The organism is Nocardia sp. NPDC059691 (genome assembly GCF_042733915.1).
Classification (GTDB): domain Bacteria; phylum Actinomycetota; class Actinomycetes; order Mycobacteriales; family Mycobacteriaceae; genus Nocardia; species Nocardia sichangensis.
This window is the reverse complement of the sequence record NZ_JBHWFB010000003.1, coordinates 38,943-59,884: the sequence shown is the minus strand read 5'-3', so window position 1 is coordinate 59,884 and position 20,942 is coordinate 38,943. Positions and strand designations below refer to the sequence as shown.

The window sequence follows — 20,942 nt, the reverse complement described above, 5'->3', positions numbered from 1 at the left end:
ACACTTCTGGCATCCAGGGCGCGGCTCGGCGCGGCGTCGGCTTCTGCGTGGACAAGTTTCAATCAATGATTGAATCAACGATGGAAACGTGCTTGACTTGGCGCATGCCGAAACCGGTCTCCGAAGCCGCGACCACCCGCGATCGTCTGCTGACGGCCGCCGAGCGACTGCTGCTGGAAGGCCGATACGACGAGGTGTCCGTGCGCGGTATCTGCGCGCAGGCAGGAGCGAACCCGGCGGCGGTGCACTACCACTTCGGGTCGAAGGACGCCCTGGTCGCCGCGTTGCTCGAGGAGCGGTTGGGTCCGGTGTGGGCGGACCGGTTGGCCACTGTCACCGGTGGGCACGGGTCGATCGCCGAGGTGGTCGATGCGGTGATCGAGCCGTTCGTCGAGTTGGCCGCCGATCCGGTGGGGCGGTTGCATCTGAGACTGCTGGCGCAATTCGTCCTCGGCAGGCAGGTGACCGAGTGGCGGCAGCCGTGGTTCCGGATCGATGCGTGGGTGAGCCTGTTGCCGGGCGTGAGCGAGCGCGAGAGCAGGCGCAGGTGGATGTTGGCGTTCGACCTCCTCATCATGCGATTCGGCAGTGCGGAGCACCGAGAGATGTCGCAGGAGGCGGTGGCCACCCTCCGGGAATTCGTGGTGGCCGGATTGACCGCTCCGACAGGAGAGAAACAATGAACGACGTATTCGCACCCGCCCAGCTCGGGCCGATCACCCTGCGCAATCGGGTGATCAAAGCCGCGACCTTCGAGGGCCGCACGCCGGACGCGCTGGTGACCGACGACTTGATCGAGTTCCATCGCGAGGTCGCCGCCGGTGGCGTCGGGATGACGACCGTGGCCTATTGCGCGGTCGCTCCCGGCGGCCGGACCGACCGGCATCAGATTTGGCTGCGCCCGGAAGCGGTGCCGGGGCTGCGGAGGCTCACCGAAGCCGTGCACGGTGCGGGTGCCGCGGTGAGCGCGCAGATCGGCCATGCCGGACCGGTGGCGAACGCGGCCTCCAACGGAGTTCCGGCGCTGGCGCCGAGCCGGATGTTCAGCCCGCTGTCGATGCGGATGATGCGAAGCCCGGACGAGAACGGGATCCGCGAGCTCGTGGCCGCTCATGCCGGCGCGGCGAAGCTGGCCGAGGAGGCGGGTTTCGATGCGGTGGAGATCCATTTCGGGCACAACTATCTGGTCAGCTCGTTCCTGAGCCCCAAACTGAACCGCCGCGCGGACCGGTACGGCGGCAGCTTGGCGAACCGGGCGCGGCTGGCGCGTGAGATCGCCGCTGCGGTAAGGGAAGCCGTGGGCGGCAGGCTCGCGGTGACCGCGAAGCTGAACATGGAAGACGGAGTGCGGGGCGGGCTCACCGTGCCCGAGGCGATCCAGGTCGCCGCGTGGCTGGAAGCCGACGGCAGCCTGGACGCGCTGGAACTGACGGCGGGCAGCTCGCTGCTCAACCCGATGCTGCTGTTCCACGGTGACGCCCCGCGGAAATCGTTCGGCGACGTTCTCCCGGTGCCCGCGCGATGGGGATTCCGTATGGTCGGCAAGGCATTCCTGAAGGAGTATCCGTACCGGGAGGCGTATCTGCTCGAGCGCGCACGGCACTTCCGCAGGGAATTGTCGATGCCGCTGATCCTGCTGGGTGGCATCACGAATCTCGACACCATGCGGCTCGCGCGGGCAGAGGGCTTCGAGTTCGTCGCCATGGGCCGTGCGCTGCTGCGGGAACCGAATCTGTTGCGACGCATCCAGTCGGATGCGTCGACGCGGTCGGCGTGCGTGCACTGCAACGAGTGCATGCCCACGATCTACACCTGTACTCGCTGCGTATTCCGTCCTGGTCAGCCGCGCGAACCCGTCGAGCTGACGCTGTCGGGCATCGGCGGCGTCGACACGCAGCGATAAGCGGTCGCTGATCGACCGGCACCGTGTCGGCGAGGGGCAGTCGAACGCGGGCCGTTTGACCGGATGGCATCGCCGTGCCAGAAGGGGCCGAAGAAGCGTGTACGTGACCGAAACGCGAATTGAACCTGGGCAGTGGGGAGGAACCCCACTTCCTTGCGGCGATGATCAGTCGTGGAACGCGTAGAGGATCGCGCCGTCGCGGGAGAGGACGGCGCGGATCGCCTCGTAATCGGCGGGCGTCAAGGAGGCACGGCGCTGTTTCCAGAAGGACAAACTCGCCGCCAATCCGGGATCGGCTGTGCCGTGACGGCGGCAATACTCGGCGAGCGCCACCCGCAAGCGCGGCGACGTCGCGGGGTGCGCGGCGAGGTCGATCAGGCTGGTCAGCGTCGCGCAGGCGGACACGTAGTCGCGGGCCGCGGCGGTCGGGCTCTTCGTGTGCTGGTTCATCGTCCTCTGGTGTCGTGACCGTCGGGGCTCGTGACAGTGCGGCTGTTGTCGAAAGCGCTTGCAGCGGAGGCGATCGCGTGGGCATCCGGCCGGGCCGCGCGCCCACGTTGGCACGCGCTGGGGCGCCCGTGCCAGCCGGGAACTGCTGGATCGAGCGTGCGATCGGATCTTTCTATCGGCGATCCGCGTTGAGCGCGATCTCGAGGTCGACTTCGATGGTGCCCTCGCCGGACTCGTCGGCGACACGGCCGGCGCGATCGCGCCGGTGACGCGGTAGGTGCGGCGGGAGATCAGCCGTCGCAGCCCCAGCCGCACCCGTCTGGACCCGTGGCCGGGCCGTAGCGCCAGTTCGAGGGCGCTGCCGTCGGTCACCGCCTTGGCGACCAGGACATCCGTATGAGGCGCGATGCCGAGAATCGGTCCGGTCCGCCACTCGGGCGGCACCGTTCCGCGAATGAGATCGCGCAGGCCGTCGGGCCGGTTGAATCGGGTGAGCGTGTGGTGGGCGTTGGTCACCGTCGAGACTCCCGCGAAGCGCCGGGCGCCGTTGCGTTCGTCGACCCGGTACCGGTCGTGCATAGAGCGGACGAGCGCGTGGGCGAGGTCGGATTCGCCCATCTCGGCGGCGGCGGTGGCGACAAAGATTTTCGTCATCCCGTCACCGTCGACCACGTTGTAGTTGCCGAGGTCGACGCGGGCGCGTGTGCTGCCGCGCAGGCGCGCATCCCGCCCGTCGAAGTCGATGAAACGATCGCGCAGCGTGGTCCAGGTGTCGCGCGCGAGGTCGGGCATCATCGCGTTGAGCCAGGCCATCACGCCCGCGTCGGAGCCCAGCACGGTCCCGCTGATGGCGATCCCGTTGCCGATTCCGGAGTACAACGAGCGGTATCGACAAGGACCGAGCGCGAGCACCCCGCTGCCCTGACCCGTCCTGCCTGCGGGAGAGCGTGACGCGCGAACCGAACTTCGTCGCTCCGGATTCGAGGCCCGTCTCCCGGGTATGCGCCAGATGTCAGCTTGTTCCGATATTCCAGGAGGTTGTTGTGGCTGAACATGGAAGCGGTGCTCGCGAGGGCGTCGAGGGCGTCGTCGAAGACGCCAAGGGCAAGGTGAAGGAAGCGGCCGGTACCGTCACCGGTCATCAGGACCTGAAGGACGAAGGTCGCGCGCAGCAGGACAAGGCGGAATCGCAGCGCGAGGCGGCCGGGAAGGAAGCCGCGGCCGAGAAGGCGCGAGCCGAAGCCGACGTCGACGAGGCCCGCCAGTCCGCGCATCAGCACGGGCGGTAATCACGCTCGGGTTCGTCCATCGGAGGTATCCGCCGCCGTCAGCAGAGCTGGCGGCGGCGGGCCGGCGTCATGGGCCCGCTTCGCTCAGTCGCGGTGAACGATGACCGTCACGGGCCGATCGGGATGCGGGGTGCCCGGGCCGCCCCGCGCGGCGAACACGTCAGCGGGCTTCCTGGACCGCGGTAGCTTCGCCAAGGGAGTGAACTGGTCATCGAGTGCGCTGCGCATCGCGTCGACCAGAGCGCGGTCCAAACGAAGCGTGCGCAGCGAGGCGTAGACGTCCACCCAGGTCGGCAGCGCGAACGAAGCATCGATCCAACTGTGCTGGTCGGGCAGGTGGACGGTAAGAATCGGCGGATCGTTGTACCCGAGCCCGGGCCAGGAGTCCACCGACTGGCCGGCCACTTGCATGACGAAAGTCAATGCCTCGGAACGTAATTGCAGCATGCCGCGTTTGACGGCATGGCGGGGGTCATCGCTCCATCCGCTGACATCGAACCGCCTGCAATCGATCACGGTGCGGCGGGAGCCCCAGTGCTCGGAGAACCACCGGCGGATCTCGCGATTCCATTCGAGAGCGGCCAGTATGTCGACGCCTCCCGCCTGTGCCTGCGTCAGATCGGGAACCTGTTCGGCGATTTCCGTCATATCCAACGCGGCCTCGGCCTTCGGGTAGCGCCGTGACAGCCGCACCGGCGATTTGTGTCGTCGGCTGTATCGGCCGAGCACTGCGAAGGCGGCGTAGTGGATATCCCAGCCCTGCGGATGGTTGGTCGGCGGCGGTAGGTCGACGGGGCGGCCCGCGACCAGTTCGTCGGCGATCCGATTGGCCACTCCGGTGTCGCCGTAGTGGGTGCGCAGCAGCCGCAATGTGCACACCGCGGCGAGTACACCGATGATCAACGGCGGGTAGCTCGGTACGTCCAAGACGAGAGTGGACGGGGGAAACAACGGCTGGTTCTGTTCGGAACGATCCGGTAGCAGATTGCGCGACGACATCGCTCGGTCGACCGAGATTGTCTGCTGCACAGAGACGTCCGCCACGATACGTCCGCGAAGAAAATCGGAGTGGTCCAGCAGGTACTGGGTCAACTCGACCTCGCGTCGACACCACAGGCTGGCGGTGTAGGTCTCGGACCGCACCCTGGCGATCGCCGGTGTGGCGGCGAACAGACGCCACACCATGCCCGTGTTGGACTCGCCGGTGGGGACGGTCATCGCGTCGATGGCCACGTCGGGGGCGCGCCACAGACCGAGTTTCATCAGTTGCGGCTTCGTGTCGCCGGACCGATGGCTGAGCGCCAGGGAAGGCCGTGGCCACCACGGGGCGATGGCGGCGAACGCGAAGGTCGCCACGTCGGCGAGCCGGACATCCCGCCACCGATGAGTAGCGGCGGCTTCTAGCCAGGCCAGAGTCCGCAGTCCCAGGGCACAGCGGCGCAGGACGCACAATCCCAGCGCGCTGACCGGGCGATCCCTGCTGATCAGATAGCCGATGGCGTCCATGATCGGCGGACAGACCAGCAACCTCGCGACGATGCCGACGGCTTCCCGCAGCCGCTCCGGTTCCAGCTCCCGCGTCAACCAGAACCAGTGGTCTCGCCACTCGAGTGATTGTCCTTGTTGCGTGGGTACCTTGATCGGCAGCCCGTCGGGCCACGTCGCGCAGTAGAAGGTCTCGATCGCTTCGGCGAGATCCATTCGCAGGTGGTGTGTCTGCTCGAAAGCACCCATCGCTTGGTCGACCCGGCGGATCGTCACGTGATACAGCAGATCCGCATCCGTGGAGGGCGCCCGGAACATGCTCGAAAAGGTGTTTCCGACGATAGAGCTGAGCCACGCGCGGATGAACTGCGATTGCAGGCGGGCTTGTGACGTTTCCTCCGTACTCGTTCGCTGTAGCTCATCCGACAACGAAATCAGCTGGGCAAGACTGTATTCGCGATCGTATTCGAGCGGACCCGCCTGCGCGAGGACGTCATCGAGCGCGGCCGAGCTGGTCGACCGGCTCACACCGGGTGGAAACAGGTCCCATTCCGTCGCCCCGAAAAGCGGCCAGTCGTCGAGCGCGCCGCGGTGGGACCAGGTCTGGTAGGCGAGCGGGAGCGGTACCCCCTCGATGGCGTGTTGCACCCCGTGGGCGACCCAGTAGTCGTGAGGCCACGGCTCGGTCCACAGAATCGTCGTGTCGTCGCCGAATTTCCGATCCAGCCACTGCCACCACGACTCCCACAATTCGGGATCGATTCGCCGGACCGCCGTCCGGAACCACGCGTAGGCTCCGGCCGCCACCGCCGATGCCTCGGACCGCGACATGTCTGCCTCGAATACGGTTGTCGTGCAGATCGATTCATCCGAGGATACGGTGCCGCGCCCGAATGCGGCAGCCGATGAGACCGTCGGTAGCGCGGTCGCGGCCGGTGCGGGGTCGGCGGCAAACCTGTGGGCATCGCGGGCGGGCTCGTACTACCGATAATCGGGATGCGCGGCAGCCCGGCGAGCCGGCGCCTAGGCGTACGGCTCGACGGTGAGCACGTACTCGAGCCTCGTGAGTCGCTCGGCTGTCTCCGGCGACGATGTGATGACCAATCGGTTGGCGCCGCCGTCCTCGACGACTTCCGCACCGGATCTCCGCAGCCAGTCGAAGAACTCCGAACGGATTGCCGTGAGGACGGTGTCGTCGCCGAGGTCACCCGGAATCAGGAGGACGAGGTATCGGCGGTCTTGCGCTGGCATACGGCTCTCCTTCGATCATCCCGGGGACTCGATCGGATCAGGGCGGCGGACCCTTTCACCGGCGAACTGCCGCCCTCGGATGCCTCGGCGGAGTCACGAAGTCCGCATGTTACGCGGATACTCGCTCGCTGGATCGCACGCGCGGCCGATCGAGCGCTCGGAACCGATTCCGTCCGGCGAGCCGGAAATGCCGCTCGTCGGGGACGAACGGCCTGTCCGGCGTAGATCCGCGCAGTAGATCAACGCGAAGACCCGTCGGCCACCGCCCGGCGGGCCGCGCTGACCGCACGCTTGGCGATGGCCCAGCGGTGCACTTCCGAAGGCCCGTCGTAGATGCGGAAGGGCCGTACTTCGCGGGAGAGGCGCGCCAGCGGGAGGTCGTCGGAAACACCGAGCCCGCCGCACAACTGAATGCTGCGGTCGACGATGCGGAAGATCGCCTCGGCGGCGAAGGTCTTCGCGATCGAGGTGGCGTTGCCCGCGTGCTCTCCGTTGTCGAGTTCCCAGCAGGCGCGCACCAGCAGCGCGCGGGTGGCGGCGATGTCGATCTCGTTGTCGGCGATCATCTTCTGCGCCATGCCCAGATCGCCGATCCGGGAACCGAAGCCTTCACGCTGGGCGACACGCTCGACGGCGATGTCGTGGCCTCTGCGCGCCGCTCCCAGCCAGCGCATCACGTGCGTCATGCGAGCCGGACCCAGTCGCACCTGGGCGTATTCGAAGCCGCGGTCGACAGCGCCGAGCACCGCTTCGTCGGGGACGAACATGTCCTCGAAGAAGACTTCGCAGTGTCCGCCGATCATGGCGCGGTCCAGCGTGGTGATATGCCTGCCCACGCGCAGGCCCGGGGTGTCGGCGGGCGCCAGGAACATCGTCGCCCCGCCCCGCTGTCCCGGTTCGCCGGACGTGCGGGCCATCACGATGAAGAAGCCGGCCCCGTCGGCGCCGGTGATGAAGTGCTTGTGGCCGTTGATCCGCCAGCCGCCGTCGACGGGGACGGCCCTGGTGGCCAGCGCCGCCGGGTCGGAACCGGCTCCGGGCGCCGGCTCGGTCATCGCGAAGGCCGAGCGCACCTCGCCGCGGGCGAGCGGTTCCAGGTAACGCGACTTCTGCTCCGCGTCGGCGATGTGGGCGAGCATGTGGACGTTGCCCTCGTCCGGCGCCGCGATGTTGAGCGCCGTCGGGCCGAACAGCGAGTAGCCCGCCTCCTCGAACACCGGCGCGCGATCCGACATCGACAGGCCGTGGCCGCCGTACTCGACGGGCGCGTGCGGCGCGAAGACCCGGGCCTCGCGCGCGAGCTTGTTCAGCGTGACGCGCAGTCCGTCGCCGCCCGCGGCGGTGATGTCGCCGAGGTGCTCGTCTTCGATCGGCAGCACCGTCTCCCGCACGAACGCCCGGGTGCGGTCGATCAGCGCCCGAACTTCGTCGGAATAGGTCAGTTCGATCGGCATCGCGCATTCCTCCTCGACATCCAGCGCCTCGTCCACGGACCGAACGATCGCTCTGTCTGAACACTGTTCCACTGGGCACCGGCGGTGTCAAAGAACGCGATTCAGGGGGTGTCGGGCGCGGGTGGTGGATGTTTGATGTTCAGTTATCCTGAACAACATGCGAAACGAGACTGTGGCGCCGCACGAGGCGATCCGGCACGCGCGCCGCGCCGCGGGCCTGTCGCTGCGCGAAGTTGCCCGCCGTCTCGAGGTGAGTCCGGCGACGCTCAGCGCCGTAGAGACGGGAAAGACCGGAATATCGATCGCCCGGCTCACTCGCTTGTCCGATGTGCTGGGTGTGCCGGTCGCTCATTTGCTCGGCGGCGCCTCTCCCGCGGCGCGCCCGAGCTCCGATCGGGCCGATTCCGAGCTGGATGCGCAGGGTGACTGGCGCGAGTTCGCCCCGCTGGACGTCGACCCGGTGCTGGCCGCCGCCCTCGCGTCGTTCGTAGAGATCGGCTACCACGGCACGACCGTGCGCGCCATCGCCCGGCGGGCGGGTACCAGCGTTCCCGGCCTCTACCACCGTTATCGCGACAAGCACGACCTGCTGGTCCGCATCCTCGATCTGACCATGGATGAACTGCACTGGCGAGTGCGCGCCGCCCGCGCCGAAGGCCGCGACAGCATCCACCGGGTGCGCCTGATCGTCGAAGCACTGGCCCTGTTCCACACCCACCGCCGCGACCTCGGTTTCATCGGCGCCAGCGAGATGCGCAGCCTTGCTCCGGGGGAACGTGCGCGCATCGCCCGCTCCCGTCGCGATATCCAAGCCATCCTGGACGACGCGATCGCCGCGGCTCATGCCGAGGGCCGCATCGCCAATTCCCAGGTTCGGGCGGCAGGTCGTGCCATAGCCACCATGTGTACCGCCATCCCCCAGTGGTTTCGCGAGTCGGGCCCGGCGACGCCGGAGGAAGTGGCCGCGCAATACGGGGATTTCGCCCTGGGTGTGCTCGGGGTCGATCCGGTGCGTTAGCCGCATATTCGCGGCTTCGCCCCGTCCTTCGCCGGTGGCCGAACAACACCCCGGCGAACAGTCCCACCTTGGTGGTGATCGGCATACCCCTTGGGGATCGGAGCCCAGCACTCGGGGGCCTGATGGCGGCGGCGCATACGGCGGAAAGTAGGACGAGTACCGCCAGTGAACCGGAGCAGCCCATGTCGACTCTCAGCACAATCGCCGCCACGGAGGAACGGCGTGCCACGGTGTGGACCGAGGACGGCGCGGCGCTCGCGGTTCGCGAATACGGCCCGAGAGACGCGGACCTCACCGTCGTCCTGCTGCACGGACATTGCCTGCGCAGCGAGTCCTGGACCTATGTCCGCGACGAGCTGCTGCGCCGCTACGCAGGCGCTCGGATCGTCTGCTATGACCACCGCGGCCACGGCGAGTCGGCCGCCGCGCCCCGGCGGACCTACAACATCGACCAGCTCGGCCGGGACCTGCGCGAAGTTCTCGATGTCGTCGCACCGACCGGGCCGGTCGTCCTCGTCGGCCACTCGATGGGTGGTATGACCGCGCTGACCTACGTCGGTCAGAATCCGCACGAGATCGGCACCCGCGTCGTCGGAGTCGCCCTTCTCGCGACTGCCTCAGGCGGTCTCACCAACGCCGGGTTCGGCCGTCTGCTGCGCAGCCCGGTCGTCTCCGCGTTCCAGGCGGCCGTTCGACTCGCGCCGGGGGCGATGCACCATGCGAAGCTGCTGGCCTGTCAGCTGTTCGCCCCGCTCGTCCGTACCGCGGAATTCGGTGATCGCAAGGTGAGCCCGCGGGTGCTCGCCCTCGCCAACGCGATGCGCAACGAGACGCCGATCGTCACGATGGCGAGCTTCTTGAGCGACCTCATGGTCTACGACCGGACCGAGGCTCTCGGGCTTCTGTCCCGGATTCCGACGCTGGTGCTGTGCGGTGGCGCCGACTTGATGACGCCCCCGTCGCATTCCGTCGCGATGGCCGCCGCCGTCGAGTACTCGGACTTCGTGATCGTCGAGAGCGCCGGACACTCGGTGATCCTGGAGCAGCCCGGGCTGGTAGCGGAGGCCGTCGCGCGCCTGATGACGCGCGCTGGCGAGGCCGCCGACCTAGCCGACGTCGCGTAGCGGCCGGAAACCTCACAGGTATCGCTGGCGGAGTTCGCCCTTGACCAGCTTCCCGGTGGGGGTCCTGGGCAGATCGTCGGCGAAGTCGAAACTGCGCGGCACCTTGTAGTGGGCGATGCGGTCGCGCAGATAATCGCGCAGCTCCGTGGCCAAGGCGGGGCCGGCCTCGGCGCCGGGGGCCGGTTGGACTACGGCCTTGACCGATTCGCCCATCTCCTGGTCGGGCACGCCGATCACCGCCACGTCGAGCACCTTCGGGTGCAGGGCGAGGGCGTCCTCGACCTCCTGCGGGTAGATGTTCACGCCGCCGGAGATGATCATGAAAGCCTTGCGGTCGGTGAGGAACAGGTAGCCCTCCTCGTCGACGTAGCCGATGTCGCCGGTGGTGGTCCAGGTCGGGTGGTCCGGGTGGACCGCTTCGGCGGTCTTAGCGGGGTCGTTGTGATAGGCGAAGGGGGCCTCATCGCGTTCGAAGTAGACGGTGCCGATCGCGCCGGTGGGCAGCTCAGCGCCGTCGTCGCCGCACACCCGGATGCTGCCGAGACCGGCCGTGCCGACCGAGCCGGGCTTGCGCAACCACTGCTCGCTGTCGATGAAGGTGGCGCCGTTGGCCTCGGTAGAGGCGTAGTACTCGTACAGGATCGGGCCCCACCAGTCGATCATCGCCCGCTTCACGTCGACGGGGCAGGGGGCGGCCGCGTGCACGGCGACCCGCAGGCTGGACACGTCGTAGCGGGCGCGGACCGCCTCGTCGAGCTTCAGCATCCGGACGAACATGGTCGGCACCCACTGGCTGTGGGTCACGCGGTAGCGCTCGATGGCCGCCAACGCCTGTTCGGCGTCGAACTTCTCCATGATCACCAGCGTTCCGCCGAGCGCGTGGACCACGCCGCCGAAGCGCAGCGGCGCCGCGTGATAGAGCGGGGCAGGGGAGAGATAGACGGTCTCGGTGTCGAATCCGTAGAGCGGGCCGAAGATCGCGGTGTAGGTGTCGCCGGGCGCGTCACCGACCTGCCGGTCGGGCAAGGGTTGTTTGATGCCCTTGGGCCGTCCGGTGGTGCCCGAGGAATAGAGCATGTCCGCACCGCGCGGCTGGTCCGGCAAGGGATCGGGAGACGCTGCCACCCGGGCGTCCTCGTAGGACTTGTATCCCGGCACCTGGCCACCGAAGGCGAGGCGGATCTCGACCGCGGGAGTCTCCGGGACGATCTGCTCGGCGGCGTCGGCGAGACCGGCCGATACGATCAGCGCCCTGGCTCCGCAGTCGTTGACGATATAGCTGATCTCGCTGGGCGACAGATGCCGGTTGACCGCGGTGATGTAAAGCCCGGTTCGCAATGCCGCCCAGTACACCTCGTAGATCTTCGGGTCGTTGCCGGACAGCAGCGCGACGTGATCGCCCTTGCGCAGCCCCGCGTCGTACAGGTGCCGGGCCAGTCGAACCGAGTTCTCCTCGAGCTCCCGGTAGGTCAGCGCTTCACCGCTCTCGGCGACGACAACAGCCGGTTTGTCTGGGAATCGGTCGACGTGTGCGCCGGGGTACATGCGGCTCCTCGGTGGAACAGAGCGGTCGGTGTCCGACTGCCCGGGCCTGCGCGGGACGTCCGGATCCACGGCCGTGCCGGCATCACTGGCGTCCCGCAGAGCGGTTGCTCTGCCACCGACGATAGCTGAAAGTAAACGGCGGTTCTGGTCTATTCGTCAGAATTCGCCCGGACGCGCTGAGCGCCGGTCGCCGCGGGTGCGATGGGCTGCCCGCACGGCCGGACACGCTCGCTCGCGGGAGGGACACCTGGGCAGCCGCCTGCCCGTCGATCAGGACATGTGCCACGCTCGCCTGCGCGCCTCGCTCGAGCCGCACGCCGCTGCGGCTGCGCGGGCGAACTCGGCTCCACCCGAGGAACCCGCGCCGGGATCGAGCAGGCGACGTGCCGATGCACCCTGAAGGGTGCGGTTCTCGGGATCCGCGATCGCGGCATGGACGAGGATTCCCCTGGACGTTACTGGTAGTTCACCGTTTCCGCCGTCGGCTGCGTTTACGATCGCGTCATCGAGGGGAAGGTGGCGAATTGCCGTATCGCCGCACATCAGTGCTTGCCGTAATAATTTTCACGCTCTGTGGTCTGCTCTCGGGTTGCGGGGAGGATCGCAAGTCCGGACCTGTCCGTGCGTACAACGCCGATGCGAGGGTGCTGAACATCGTGGCGGGCTCCGAGCACGACGCGGTATTCGAGCAGGTCGTGCAGCCGTGGTGCCGGGACCAGAAGCTGACCTGCACCATGACCCGCTTGGGATCGGTGGATCAAGCTCGGCTGCTGGAGTCCGGCGACGCGCCCTACGACGGATTCTGGTTCGCCAGCAGCCTTTTCCAGCAATTGGGTGACACCGCACACCGCCTGCGGCAAGTGCAACCCATGTTCAGCACGCCACTGGTATTCGCCGGTCCGCGTAGCGAGTTGGACGCGCTGGGATTCACCGGGCGGGAGGTGGGCGTCGAGGAGATCTTGGCGGCGGTCGAGGCGAAGAAGACCACGACGTGGATGACGAATCCGACCCAGTCCAATTCCGGCGCGACCGTGCTGCTGGGCTTCCTCAACTACTTCGCAGGCAACGATCCCGGCGTGCCGCTGACCCGGCCGCAACTCGATTCGGAGCAGGTTCGTGCCGGGATAACGCGTCTGACACGGGCTTTCGGGAAGACGCCGCCGTCCACCGGGCTGCTCATGGACGAATGCCTGGCCACACCGCAGCAGTGCAAGACCATGTTCACCTACGAGGATCTGGTGATCGAGCGCAACCAGCAACTGGTGCGGGCGGGTAAGGAACCGCTGTACGCCATCTACCCCAAGGGCGCACTCGCGATCTCGGACGCTCCGCTGGGATTCCTGCCGCACGGCGACAATCCGGAGAAGCTCGCGAATTTCCGAGACCGTCGATCCGGCAAGCCTTTCCATGACCTCGCGCAAGCTGCTGGACTACCTGGTCAGTGTGGAATCGGCGCTGCGGCGGTACGTCGAGATCCAGGACCACAGGTCGGCCTATCGTGATGCCGAGGCGCTGCTGATCCGCAGCCGGCGCACACTCGCCGGTTTCGAGGCTTTCGCCGCGCACAGCGCCGAACAAATCGGCGAGGCCGATCTGGCGTCCTTCTTCCGGGACCTGGCCCACCTGGAACTCATGAATCCTTCGCAGCTTCCCCCGAGTGAGGAGCGATGAACAGATCCCGCCTCCCCGTCCTCATCGCGATCGTGGTCGCCGTGATCGCCATTGCCGTTGGCGTCGTGGTGATCCGCGACTCGAACGACACTCCGGCCGCAGTCCAGCAGCTCACCTGCTCGGGCGGATCGGAGAAATCGTCGCTCATGGCCGACGGCGAAGTCCGTGCCGTCCTGCGCGACCGGTACGGACTCGAGGTGCGCTTCGAAAAACGCGGTTCCTATGACCTGGCGCAGATACCCACCGAGCAGCTGCGCAATCAGAAGATCGACTGCCTGTGGCCGTCTTCGGCGAGTGCGCGCAGCGTCTTCGAGACATCGCACGACACCGCCACCTTCCCGGACTACCGCGCCGAATCGGTGCTCGAGACGCCGGAAGTGATCTACGCGGGCGCGGCCGCGACCGACGCGCTGGTTCGCGCGGGCATCGTCGCGCGGCGCGACAACACCTACTACATCGTCGATTTCAAGCGCTTGCTGCTCGACTTCGTCTTGCCCAAGCAGAAGTGGACCGCGCTCGGCGCGCCCGACCTCGCCGGTCCCATCCGGATCGCCAGCACGGATCCGAAGTCCTCGAACTCCGGATTCACGCTGCTGCAACTGGAACTGACGGTCATCGCCTCGGGCGACGTGTTCCAGCCGCCGACGGTCAGCGAGGCCAGGTCGGGACTGCCCGCCGTGCGCGGCCTCTACGACGCGCAGGGTCTGCAGTCCGACAGTTCCGACGGCGGTTTCCGGGAATGGCTCATCCAAGGAGCGGCCTCGTTGTACGCCGGATACGAGAACCAGATCCTGCAACAGCTGGTCGGCTACCGCGACAACGACCCCGCCACCGAGGCGCTGCTGGCGAACGCCAGGCTGCTGTATCCGGACCCGACGATCTTCAACAGCAATCCGATCCTCGCCCTCACCGCTCCCGCGCATCGGTTGATCACGGCGCTCCAGGATCCGAAGATCCAGTCGATCGCCTGGCAGCGTTACGGTTTCCGCTCCGCCACCCAGCTCGGCGCCGCGCACGCCGCTGACTTCGCGCAGATCCCGTTGGCCACCCAGCCGCGCTCCACGACGCCCCCGCGGGCCGACATCACTCAGCTCCTGCTCGCCTGCGTCCGCGACAGCCAGTGTTCGTGAGCAGGGTTTTCCGGGTCTCCTACGGTGACCGTGACCGTAGCGGTTATTCCACCCGAAGTGGGCAATACGGTCCATGGAGAGGTGAGAACCATGAGTTTGTTCCGAAATGCTGACAGATACCGATGGCGCCGCACCGGCGGAATGCGGCGCAGCCGATGGCGGACCGGGTACGGAAGCGGATGGCGCAACCGGTATGGCGACCGGTGGCGGCGGCGCGAGCGTCGGGGGACGGGCAGGTATGCGAGATCCGGCGGATTGCGTGGGGCCGCGCGCTTCGGCTTCATCGCACGCGGGATCGCCTACATCGTCATCGGCATTCTCGCCTTCATGCTGGCCGTCGGCACCGCGCAGCACGAGCCGACCGCGGGCGGTGCGCTGGCGGCGCTCGCCGGTAAGCCGCTGGGCTATCTGCTGCTGTGGATTCTGGGTTTCGGATTCGCGGCTCTGGCCGCCTGGCGGCTGGCGCAGGCCGCCGCCGCGCCCGCGACGAGTTCGAATGGGCCCCGGCTGCGCGCCTTGGGCCTCGGAATCCTCTATGCCATAGCGTCCTTCGTCGTTCTCAGGTTCGTCGTGGACGGCCGGACACCGCAGCCGAGTGACGCATTCGCACGCGATGTGACCGCCCGGATACTCGGCTGGAACGGCGGCCAAGTGGTCGTCTTGCTCCTTGGCTTGGCCATCCTGGCCGGGGGCGTCCTGATAACCCTGCGCGGGATTCGGCTGGGCTTCCTCGACGATCTGCGAATGGGCTGGATGACCCGCGCTTCGCGGGAGGCCGTGATATGGCTGGGCCGGATCGGCTATCTGGCGCGGGGCGTCATCGTCATCGGCATCGGACTCGCCGCGGTGGTGGCGGCCGCGAACTACGAACCGGCGAACGCCAAAGGGGTCGACGCCGTTCTGCATGATTTCGCCGACAGCGCCTTGGGCCCTTGGCTGCTCATCGCTGTGGCCCTCGGGCTGATGGCGTTCGGGATACTGTCGTTCCTCCAAGCGCGATACCGGCGCACCTATGGCGGCGTTCCGGTCTGAGTCCGATCACGGCCGGGCCGACCACCTGTTGTCGCGCTCGTCGGCGTCCGACGGCCCGAATGCGGGATGCGGTTCGCAGAGCCCGCCGATACGGCCGTCGGTCAGCCGCGTGTGTCCGCCGTCGGCTCGGACCGGCCGGACGGCCCCTTGATCTCGATGATCGGTAACCGGAGCGCGGCCGGAGCGTCGGCCGGGACCACGGGGTTGCGCGGCGGCACGGGGGCGATGCGCCGGTAGGGCGCGCCCGGCTCGGGACGCGGATCCGGCTCGCCCTTGTTCGGCCAGAGGGCGGTGGCGCGCTCGGCCTGCGCGGTGATCGTGAGCGAAGGGTTCACCCCGAGATTGGCCGAGATGGTCGAACCGTCGATGACATGCAGTCCCCGGTACCCGTGCATCCGGTGGTAGGGATCGACCACCCCGGCGTCCGAGGAGTCGCCGATGACGCAGCCGCCGATGAAATGCCCGGTCATCGGGATGTCGAACAGAGCGCTCCAACCGGCGCCCGGGATGCCGTCGATCTTGTCGGCGACCCGGTGGGCCACCTCGTGCCCCGCCGGAAGCCAGGTCGGATTCGGTTCGCCCACACCTTGTCTGGTGGTCATCTTGCGACCGAACAGACCGCGTTCGGTGTAGGTGGTGATGGAGTTGTCGACCGACTGCATCACCAGCAGCCCGATCATCTGCTCCGACCAGCCGCGCGGATTCTGGATGTGGAAGGCGTCGCGTCCGAGCTTGCGCATGGTTCGCGCCCACAGGCGCAGCTTCGATGTCCGCCCATCGGGGTCGATCATGGCGGTGCCGATGAGGCCGATGGCGTTGCTGCCCTTGCCGTAGCGCACCGGCTCGATGTGGGTGTCTTCGTCCGGGTGGATCGAGGAGGTGATCGCCACCCCTTTGGTGAAGTCGGAGTCCTTGCGGCGGCTGCGTATCGAGAGCAACTCCTCGGAGTTGGTGCGGGAGAGTTCGCCCAGACGCGGGGAGATGTCCGGCAGAGAACCGCGGTCGCGGAGCCGGTGCAGCAGTCTCTGGGTGCCAAGCGCGGCCGCGGCGAAGACGACCTGCTCGGCGGTGAACCTGCGGCGCGCCCTGCGGACCCAGCGTCCGGTGCGGACGGTGGAGATCTCGTAGCCGCCGCCGGGCAGCGGACGCACATCGGTCACCGTGGTGAGCGGATGGACTGTCGCACCGGCCAGCTCCGCGAGGTAGAGATAGTTCTTGACCAGGGTGTTCTTGGCGTTGTGGCGGCAGCCGGTCATGCACTCTCCGCAGTGCGTGCAGGTGTTGCGGGCGGGGCCCGCGCCGCCGAAGAACGGGTCGGGCACATCCTGACCGGGCCGCGCGCCGTTGCCGCCGAACAGGACGCCGACGGGGGTGCTGCGGTAGGTCGAGCCGACGCCCATCTCCTCGGCGATCTCGGCCAGCACACGGTCCGACGGCGTGGTCGCCGGGTTGGTCGTCACGCCCAGCATCCGCTTGGCCTGGTCGTAGTGCGGAGCGAGTTCGTCCTTCCAGTCGGTGATGTGGGCCCACTGGCGGTCGCGGTAGAACTTGTCCGGCGGTTCGTAGAGGGTGTTCGCGTACACCAGCGAGCCGCCGCCGACGCCCGCGCCCGCCATGATGAAGGTGTCCTTCAGCAGCGTCAGCCGCTGGATGCCGAAGCAACCAAGGGCCGGGGCCCACAGGTACTTCTTCGCGTCCCAGGAGGTCGTGGCGAACTCGTCGTCGGCGAAACGCCGTCCCGCCTCGAGCACGCCGACCCGGTAGCCCTTCTCGGTGAGCCGCAGCGCGGTCACACTGCCGCCGAACCCGGAACCGACGACCACCACGTCGTAGTCGAACGTCATCTGATCTCCACCACTCGTCGAAAGTTGTTGCCGCAGAGGAGGTCGCGTCAGGAGACGCGCCTCGGGTCGTAGTCCGCGAAGTCGAACTTGCGCGTATGCCACCGATAGCTGGTGACGGTGCCCGGCCAGTTGTTGGTGATTCGCCCGGCCGCGTTGCGATACCAGCTCGAGCAGAAGTTCCACGGTGTGCGGTCGAGCCGCTGTTGCAGCCTGCGATCGAACCGGGCCTCGACATCGGGGCGCACTTCGAGCACGTGGCCGGGCCGCTCGGCGAGACGCTGGACGGCCTGGCGGATATAGCGGGCCTGGGATTCGATCATGTAGACGATCGAACCGACGCCGAGGTTGGTGTTGGGGCCGTAGACGAGGAACAGGTTCGGGTAACCGGGAACCGTTATGCCTCGGTAGGCTCGGGCCCCCTGCGACCACTCGTCGGCCAGCTTGCGCCCGCCCCGGCCGGAGATCCGCATCGGCCAAAGGAATTCGGTGCCCTTGAAGCCCGTGCCGTAGACCACCGCGTCCACCTCGTGCAGCGCGCCGTCGGCGGTGCGCACGCCCTCCGGGGTGATCTCGGCGATCGCGGTGGTCTCCACCGTCACGTTGGAGCGGGTGAGCGCGGGAAGGTAGTCGTTCGAGAACAGCGCTCGCTTGCAGCCGGCCGGATAGTCGGGGGTCAGCGCGGCCCGCAGGTCCGGGTCCGCCACCTGGCGCTTCAGCTGCCGCAGGCCGATCCGCGTCACCAGCTTGCGGATGACCGGCACGTCGACGATGCCCAGCGCGAGGAACTCGCAGAACAGCCAGAACGCGAACCGCTCGGTCAGGCGGGTGATCGGCAGCAGCCGGAAGGCGCGATGATGCCAGGCTTTGTACTCGACGTCCGGTTTCGGCATGATCCACGCGGCCGAACGCTGGAACAGCGTCAACTGCGCCACCGAGGGCGCGATCGCGGGCACGAACTGGACCGCGCTCGCGCCGGTGCCGATGACCGCCACCCGCTTGCCGGTCAGGTCGGCTTCGTGATCCCACTCGGCGGAGTGGAAGGCCGTGCCGCGGAAGGTCTCCACACCGGGGATGTTCGGCAGCGCGGGCCGCGAGAGCTGCCCGACCGCGGAGATCAGCACATCGCAGGTCAGCTCGGCGCCGTCGGCGGTGCGCACGGTCCACCGTCCGGTCGCGTCGTCGAACTCGGCCTCGGTGACCTCGGCGCGGAAGCGGATCTTGGGCAGCAGATCGTGCTCGCGAGCGATCCCGCGCAGGTAGGCGAGGATGTCCGGCTGCCGGGAGAACCGCTTCGGCCAGTCGGTGCGCGGCGCGTATGAGTAGGAATACAGCGGCGAGGGGATGTCGCAGCCCGCGCCCGGATAGGTGTTCTCCCGCCAGACACCGCCGACGTCCTCGGCCCGCTCCAGGATCTGGAAATCGTGCAGGCCCGCACGCTGGAGTTCCATCGCCATGCCGAGCCCCCCGAAACCGGTGCCGATGATGACGATCGAAGGTGTGCTCATGACGACAACGCTATGACCTGGACAAAGACCGATGCCAAACACCTGAGGTCAGAAAATCCATACTTTCGGCCAAATCGGCGTCCGAGCGCTACCGGCGGCTCATCCGTTGGGGAGGATCACCGCGCGCCCGCTGGTCTTCCCTTCGTGCGGCTGCTGGTAGGCGAGCGGCGGCCAGGACGGGTCGAGACTGCAGCGCCTTCATCGCCCCGCCTATTGGAAGGAGCTCACGTTGTTCACCTGATTCGCCTGCGTGTACCCGCTCAGCACGTACTCGCAGCTGAAACCGCCGGAACTGTCCCAGGTGATCGGGGTCGACTCGGTGCCGACATCGGTGATCCACAGGATGTAGATCTCGTGCCCCGCCTCGTACTCGGAGCTGGTCTGTCCGGGGGCGAGAATGAACAGCGATCTGGGCTGGTCCCATTCCTGCCGGTAGACCGAAACGTACATGTCCGTGTCGTTGTACAGCTTGTACCAGCCGGGCGAACTCTTCTGGGCGGGCGGCCGCTCGGTCGGTGCGGACAAAGACACGATCTTCCGCTTGGCTCCCATGCCGGTATCGGTCATCGGTCGTCTCCCTTCAGGTCGTGCGCTCGACAGCAATCGATGGCGCGAACCTCGTTCGCCCGGTGCAGCATATGAATTCGCGGCCGTGCGTTCCCTCACCTCTTTCGGATGAATTACTCCCGCATCGAGGAGCGGAGACGGCGATCTGGATACAGCTGCGGGAATCCGCTCCGATGTGGAGCCGTTTCTGCTGTACTTGCTGTCGGCGATTCGCCTTGGACGACGACTACGAGATCAGCGCAGCGTCACGGGCGGTGTCGAGCCCGGTAGCGGTGCGCTCACACAGTGAGGACGAGACCATGGCCGAAAAGACTGCCACGACTTACCAGATCATCAACTACGAGACGGGCCAAGCACTCGCGGTCGACGGCACCGCGGACAGCGTGACCATGCGCCAGCGTGCCGCCGACGACGACGCGCAGCTGTGGACCTGTCCGGCCAATCCCGAAGAGGGCGATTTCGACATCGTCAACAAGAAAACGGGCGGCCACCTCGCGGCGATCCGTGCGAATGGGCACCTGGTGTGCAGCGAGGAGCATTACGGCTGGGACCTGCCGGATTTCCCGGAGATTTCTCCGATCGCGACCAGCGACGACGAATTCGTCATCGGGGTGATCGTGAACAATCGACCGCAACTGTTGATCAACCGGGAAAGCGACCGGGAGAAGTGGATTTTCCGGCAGGTGTGAGCGTTCGCGGATCGGCTGCCGCCTGCTACTTCGGTGCCAGACCGAACCGTTCGGCGAATTCCGACATCTTGTCGTGCTGTTCTTCGGCGCTCGCCGTGGTCAGGTTGACCACGATCCGGGTCACGCCGTGTTCCTCGAGTTGCCCGACCTGCTCGGCCGACAGATCGGCCGAGCCCCAGCGGGTGTACTCCAAGGCGGCCGGGTCACGGCCCGCTTCCGCGGCCGCCTTGCGCGCCACCTCGATCTGCAGATCGCGCTCGGCCTCCTCCAGCATTCCGCCCGCGAAGTAGCCGTTGCCGCGCAGTCCGGCGCGGCGGGCGGCAGCCCGGCTCGATCCGCCCACGTGGATCGGAAGTCCGGCCGCCTCGAGCGGCTTCGGGTAACTGCAGAGAGCGTCGAAGTCGAAGAACTCGCCGTGATAGCCGACGCCGTCGGGACCGCCCGACCACAGCAGGCGCAGCACGTCGATCGCCTCGTCGACGCGGCGGCCGCGGGTGTGGAAGTCCACCCCCACCGCCTGCGCCTCGCCGGGCAGGGCCCCGATTCCGACGGTGAGCAGCCGCATGCGGCCCTTGGACAAGACATCGATGGTGGCCAGGCGCTTGGCGAGCACCACGGGGTGGCGATACGGCAGCAACAGGACACCGGTGCCGAGCAGCAGTCGTCGCGTGGCCGCGGCGACGAAACCCAGACAGTCGAGCGGATCGAAGTAGGGCAGTGTCGCGGGCAGTTCTCCAGCGCCGTAGGACGCGCCGGGGTACAACGCGATGTGATCCTGCACGTACAGGGCCTCGAAACCACATTCCTCGGCATGCTGGGCAAACCTGATGAGCCGATCGGGGTCGGTCCCGTTGAACGGCGTGCTGTAGCTGATCGCGAATTTCACAGACATCCCTTCGTATGCGCGTCGGCGCGAATCCAGCGAGGAGCATCTCGGATGGAGAGCGGAGCCGGTGTGATCCCGCATCGCCGTACTCGCGATCCC

The 20,942-nt window shown here is 67.4% G+C and carries 18 protein-coding genes; 9 read left to right on the top strand and 9 right to left on the bottom strand.

Features of this window, described 5'->3' with window-relative positions:
• Positions 1-104 precede the first annotated feature (104 nt).
• Together ACFV2O_RS07390 and ACFV2O_RS07385 are read left to right on the top strand one after the other, a co-directional pair.
• Positions 105-683 (top strand): TetR/AcrR family transcriptional regulator, encoded by a 579-nt coding sequence (locus tag ACFV2O_RS07390; RefSeq protein ID WP_379250944.1) that lies wholly within the window; start codon positions 105-107, stop codon positions 681-683.
• Positions 680-1,903: an NADH:flavin oxidoreductase gene (locus tag ACFV2O_RS07385; RefSeq protein ID WP_379250942.1), complete on the top strand. Its 1,224-nt coding sequence runs from the start codon at positions 680-682 to the stop codon at positions 1,901-1,903. Before ACFV2O_RS07390 ends, ACFV2O_RS07385 begins: the two co-directional genes overlap by 4 nt.
• 165 nt (positions 1,904-2,068) lie before the next feature.
• Here ACFV2O_RS07385 and ACFV2O_RS07380 read toward each other — a convergent pair whose 3' ends face one another.
• On the bottom strand, positions 2,069-3,232 hold the full coding sequence (locus ACFV2O_RS07380; protein WP_379250940.1) for a hypothetical protein: 1,164 nt from the start codon (positions 3,230-3,232) through the stop codon (positions 2,069-2,071).
• Positions 3,233-3,396: 164 nt separating this feature from the next.
• On the opposite strand from ACFV2O_RS07380, the gene ACFV2O_RS07375 reads away from it, so the two are divergent.
• Positions 3,397-3,642 (top strand): CsbD family protein, encoded by a 246-nt coding sequence (locus ACFV2O_RS07375; protein ID WP_355070654.1) that lies wholly within the window; start codon positions 3,397-3,399, stop codon positions 3,640-3,642.
• Between the two features lie 84 nt (positions 3,643-3,726).
• On the opposite strand, the gene ACFV2O_RS07370 is transcribed toward ACFV2O_RS07375, so the two are convergent.
• The 3 genes from ACFV2O_RS07370 to ACFV2O_RS07360 all read right to left on the bottom strand — a co-directional run bounded on the left by ACFV2O_RS07370 (position 3,727) and on the right by ACFV2O_RS07360 (position 7,832).
• A complete protein-coding gene (locus ACFV2O_RS07370; RefSeq protein ID WP_379250938.1) occupies positions 3,727-5,958 on the bottom strand; it encodes a hypothetical protein in 2,232 nt (743 codons plus the stop codon).
• 192 nt (positions 5,959-6,150) lie between these two features.
• Positions 6,151-6,378 carry a hypothetical protein gene (locus ACFV2O_RS07365; RefSeq protein WP_379250936.1) on the bottom strand — a complete coding sequence of 76 codons (228 nt, stop codon included), beginning with the start codon at positions 6,376-6,378 and terminating at the stop codon, positions 6,151-6,153.
• A 239-nt stretch (positions 6,379-6,617) separates the two neighbouring features.
• Positions 6,618-7,832 (bottom strand): acyl-CoA dehydrogenase family protein, encoded by a 1,215-nt coding sequence (locus ACFV2O_RS07360; protein ID WP_379251557.1) that lies wholly within the window; start codon positions 7,830-7,832, stop codon positions 6,618-6,620.
• A gap of 157 nt (positions 7,833-7,989) precedes the next feature.
• On the opposite strand from ACFV2O_RS07360, the gene ACFV2O_RS07355 reads away from it, so the two are divergent.
• Both ACFV2O_RS07355 and ACFV2O_RS07350 read left to right on the top strand, forming a co-directional pair.
• Positions 7,990-8,850: a TetR family transcriptional regulator gene (locus ACFV2O_RS07355; RefSeq protein ID WP_379250934.1), complete on the top strand. Its 861-nt coding sequence runs from the start codon at positions 7,990-7,992 to the stop codon at positions 8,848-8,850.
• 182 nt (positions 8,851-9,032) lie between these two features.
• Complete coding sequence (locus ACFV2O_RS07350; protein WP_379250932.1) at positions 9,033-9,974, top strand: alpha/beta fold hydrolase; 942 nt, start codon at positions 9,033-9,035, stop codon at positions 9,972-9,974.
• 12 nt (positions 9,975-9,986) lie between these two features.
• Here the strand turns inward: ACFV2O_RS07350 and ACFV2O_RS07345 are convergent, their stop codons facing one another.
• Positions 9,987-11,519 (bottom strand): acyl-CoA synthetase, encoded by a 1,533-nt coding sequence (locus tag ACFV2O_RS07345; protein WP_379250930.1) that lies wholly within the window; start codon positions 11,517-11,519, stop codon positions 9,987-9,989.
• A gap of 644 nt (positions 11,520-12,163) precedes the next feature.
• On the opposite strand from ACFV2O_RS07345, the gene ACFV2O_RS07340 reads away from it, so the two are divergent.
• The 3 genes from ACFV2O_RS07340 (at position 12,164) to ACFV2O_RS07330 (ending at position 15,352) form a co-directional block, all read left to right on the top strand.
• Positions 12,164-13,021 (top strand): substrate-binding domain-containing protein, encoded by an 858-nt coding sequence (locus tag ACFV2O_RS07340; RefSeq protein ID WP_379250928.1) that lies wholly within the window; start codon positions 12,164-12,166, stop codon positions 13,019-13,021.
• A 165-nt stretch (positions 13,022-13,186) separates the two neighbouring features.
• On the top strand, positions 13,187-14,320 hold the full coding sequence (locus tag ACFV2O_RS07335; RefSeq protein ID WP_379250926.1) for a hypothetical protein: 1,134 nt from the start codon (positions 13,187-13,189) through the stop codon (positions 14,318-14,320).
• 255 nt (positions 14,321-14,575) lie between these two features.
• A complete protein-coding gene (locus ACFV2O_RS07330) occupies positions 14,576-15,352 on the top strand; it encodes a DUF1206 domain-containing protein (protein WP_379250924.1) in 777 nt (258 codons plus the stop codon).
• Positions 15,353-15,453: 101 nt separating this feature from the next.
• Here the strand turns inward: ACFV2O_RS07330 and ACFV2O_RS07325 are convergent, their stop codons facing one another.
• The 3 genes from ACFV2O_RS07325 to ACFV2O_RS07315 all read right to left on the bottom strand — a co-directional run bounded on the left by ACFV2O_RS07325 (position 15,454) and on the right by ACFV2O_RS07315 (position 19,268).
• Positions 15,454-17,196: an FAD-dependent oxidoreductase gene (locus ACFV2O_RS07325; RefSeq protein WP_379250922.1), complete on the bottom strand. Its 1,743-nt coding sequence runs from the start codon at positions 17,194-17,196 to the stop codon at positions 15,454-15,456.
• Between the two features lie 47 nt (positions 17,197-17,243).
• Positions 17,244-18,701 carry a flavin-containing monooxygenase gene (locus ACFV2O_RS07320; protein ID WP_379250920.1) on the bottom strand — a complete coding sequence of 486 codons (1,458 nt, stop codon included), beginning with the start codon at positions 18,699-18,701 and terminating at the stop codon, positions 17,244-17,246.
• A gap of 210 nt (positions 18,702-18,911) precedes the next feature.
• On the bottom strand, positions 18,912-19,268 hold the full coding sequence (locus tag ACFV2O_RS07315; protein WP_379250918.1) for a hypothetical protein: 357 nt from the start codon (positions 19,266-19,268) through the stop codon (positions 18,912-18,914).
• Positions 19,269-19,567: 299 nt separating this feature from the next.
• Here ACFV2O_RS07315 and ACFV2O_RS07310 point away from each other — a divergent pair, with 299 nt between their 5' ends.
• The gene (locus tag ACFV2O_RS07310) at positions 19,568-19,957 is read left to right on the top strand and encodes an RICIN domain-containing protein (protein ID WP_379250916.1); all 390 of its coding nucleotides are present in this window, start codon (positions 19,568-19,570) and stop codon (positions 19,955-19,957) included.
• 25 nt (positions 19,958-19,982) lie between these two features.
• Here ACFV2O_RS07310 and ACFV2O_RS07305 read toward each other — a convergent pair whose 3' ends face one another.
• Complete coding sequence (locus ACFV2O_RS07305) at positions 19,983-20,849, bottom strand: TIGR03619 family F420-dependent LLM class oxidoreductase (protein ID WP_379250914.1); 867 nt, start codon at positions 20,847-20,849, stop codon at positions 19,983-19,985.
• Positions 20,850-20,942: the final 93 nt, after the last annotated feature.

Coding starts and splice junctions, on each gene's coding strand:
- ACFV2O_RS07390 (WP_379250944.1), top strand. CDS start 105: ATGCCGAAACCGGTCTCCGAAGCCGCGACCACCCGCGATCGTCTGCTG.
- ACFV2O_RS07385 (WP_379250942.1), top strand. CDS start 680: ATGAACGACGTATTCGCACCCGCCCAGCTCGGGCCGATCACCCTGCGC.
- ACFV2O_RS07370 (WP_379250938.1), bottom strand. CDS start 5,958: ATGTCGCGGTCCGAGGCATCGGCGGTGGCGGCCGGAGCCTACGCGTGG.
- ACFV2O_RS07365 (WP_379250936.1), bottom strand. CDS start 6,378: ATGCCAGCGCAAGACCGCCGATACCTCGTCCTCCTGATTCCGGGTGAC.
- ACFV2O_RS07360 (WP_379251557.1), bottom strand. CDS start 7,832: ATGCCGATCGAACTGACCTATTCCGACGAAGTTCGGGCGCTGATCGAC.
- ACFV2O_RS07355 (WP_379250934.1), top strand. CDS start 7,990: ATGCGAAACGAGACTGTGGCGCCGCACGAGGCGATCCGGCACGCGCGC.
- ACFV2O_RS07350 (WP_379250932.1), top strand. CDS start 9,033: ATGTCGACTCTCAGCACAATCGCCGCCACGGAGGAACGGCGTGCCACG.
- ACFV2O_RS07345 (WP_379250930.1), bottom strand. CDS start 11,519: ATGTACCCCGGCGCACACGTCGACCGATTCCCAGACAAACCGGCTGTT.
- ACFV2O_RS07335 (WP_379250926.1), top strand. CDS start 13,187: ATGAACAGATCCCGCCTCCCCGTCCTCATCGCGATCGTGGTCGCCGTG.
- ACFV2O_RS07325 (WP_379250922.1), bottom strand. CDS start 17,196: ATGACGTTCGACTACGACGTGGTGGTCGTCGGTTCCGGGTTCGGCGGC.
- ACFV2O_RS07320 (WP_379250920.1), bottom strand. CDS start 18,701: ATGAGCACACCTTCGATCGTCATCATCGGCACCGGTTTCGGGGGGCTC.
- ACFV2O_RS07315 (WP_379250918.1), bottom strand. CDS start 19,268: ATGACCGATACCGGCATGGGAGCCAAGCGGAAGATCGTGTCTTTGTCC.
- ACFV2O_RS07310 (WP_379250916.1), top strand. CDS start 19,568: ATGGCCGAAAAGACTGCCACGACTTACCAGATCATCAACTACGAGACG.
- ACFV2O_RS07305 (WP_379250914.1), bottom strand. CDS start 20,849: ATGTCTGTGAAATTCGCGATCAGCTACAGCACGCCGTTCAACGGGACC.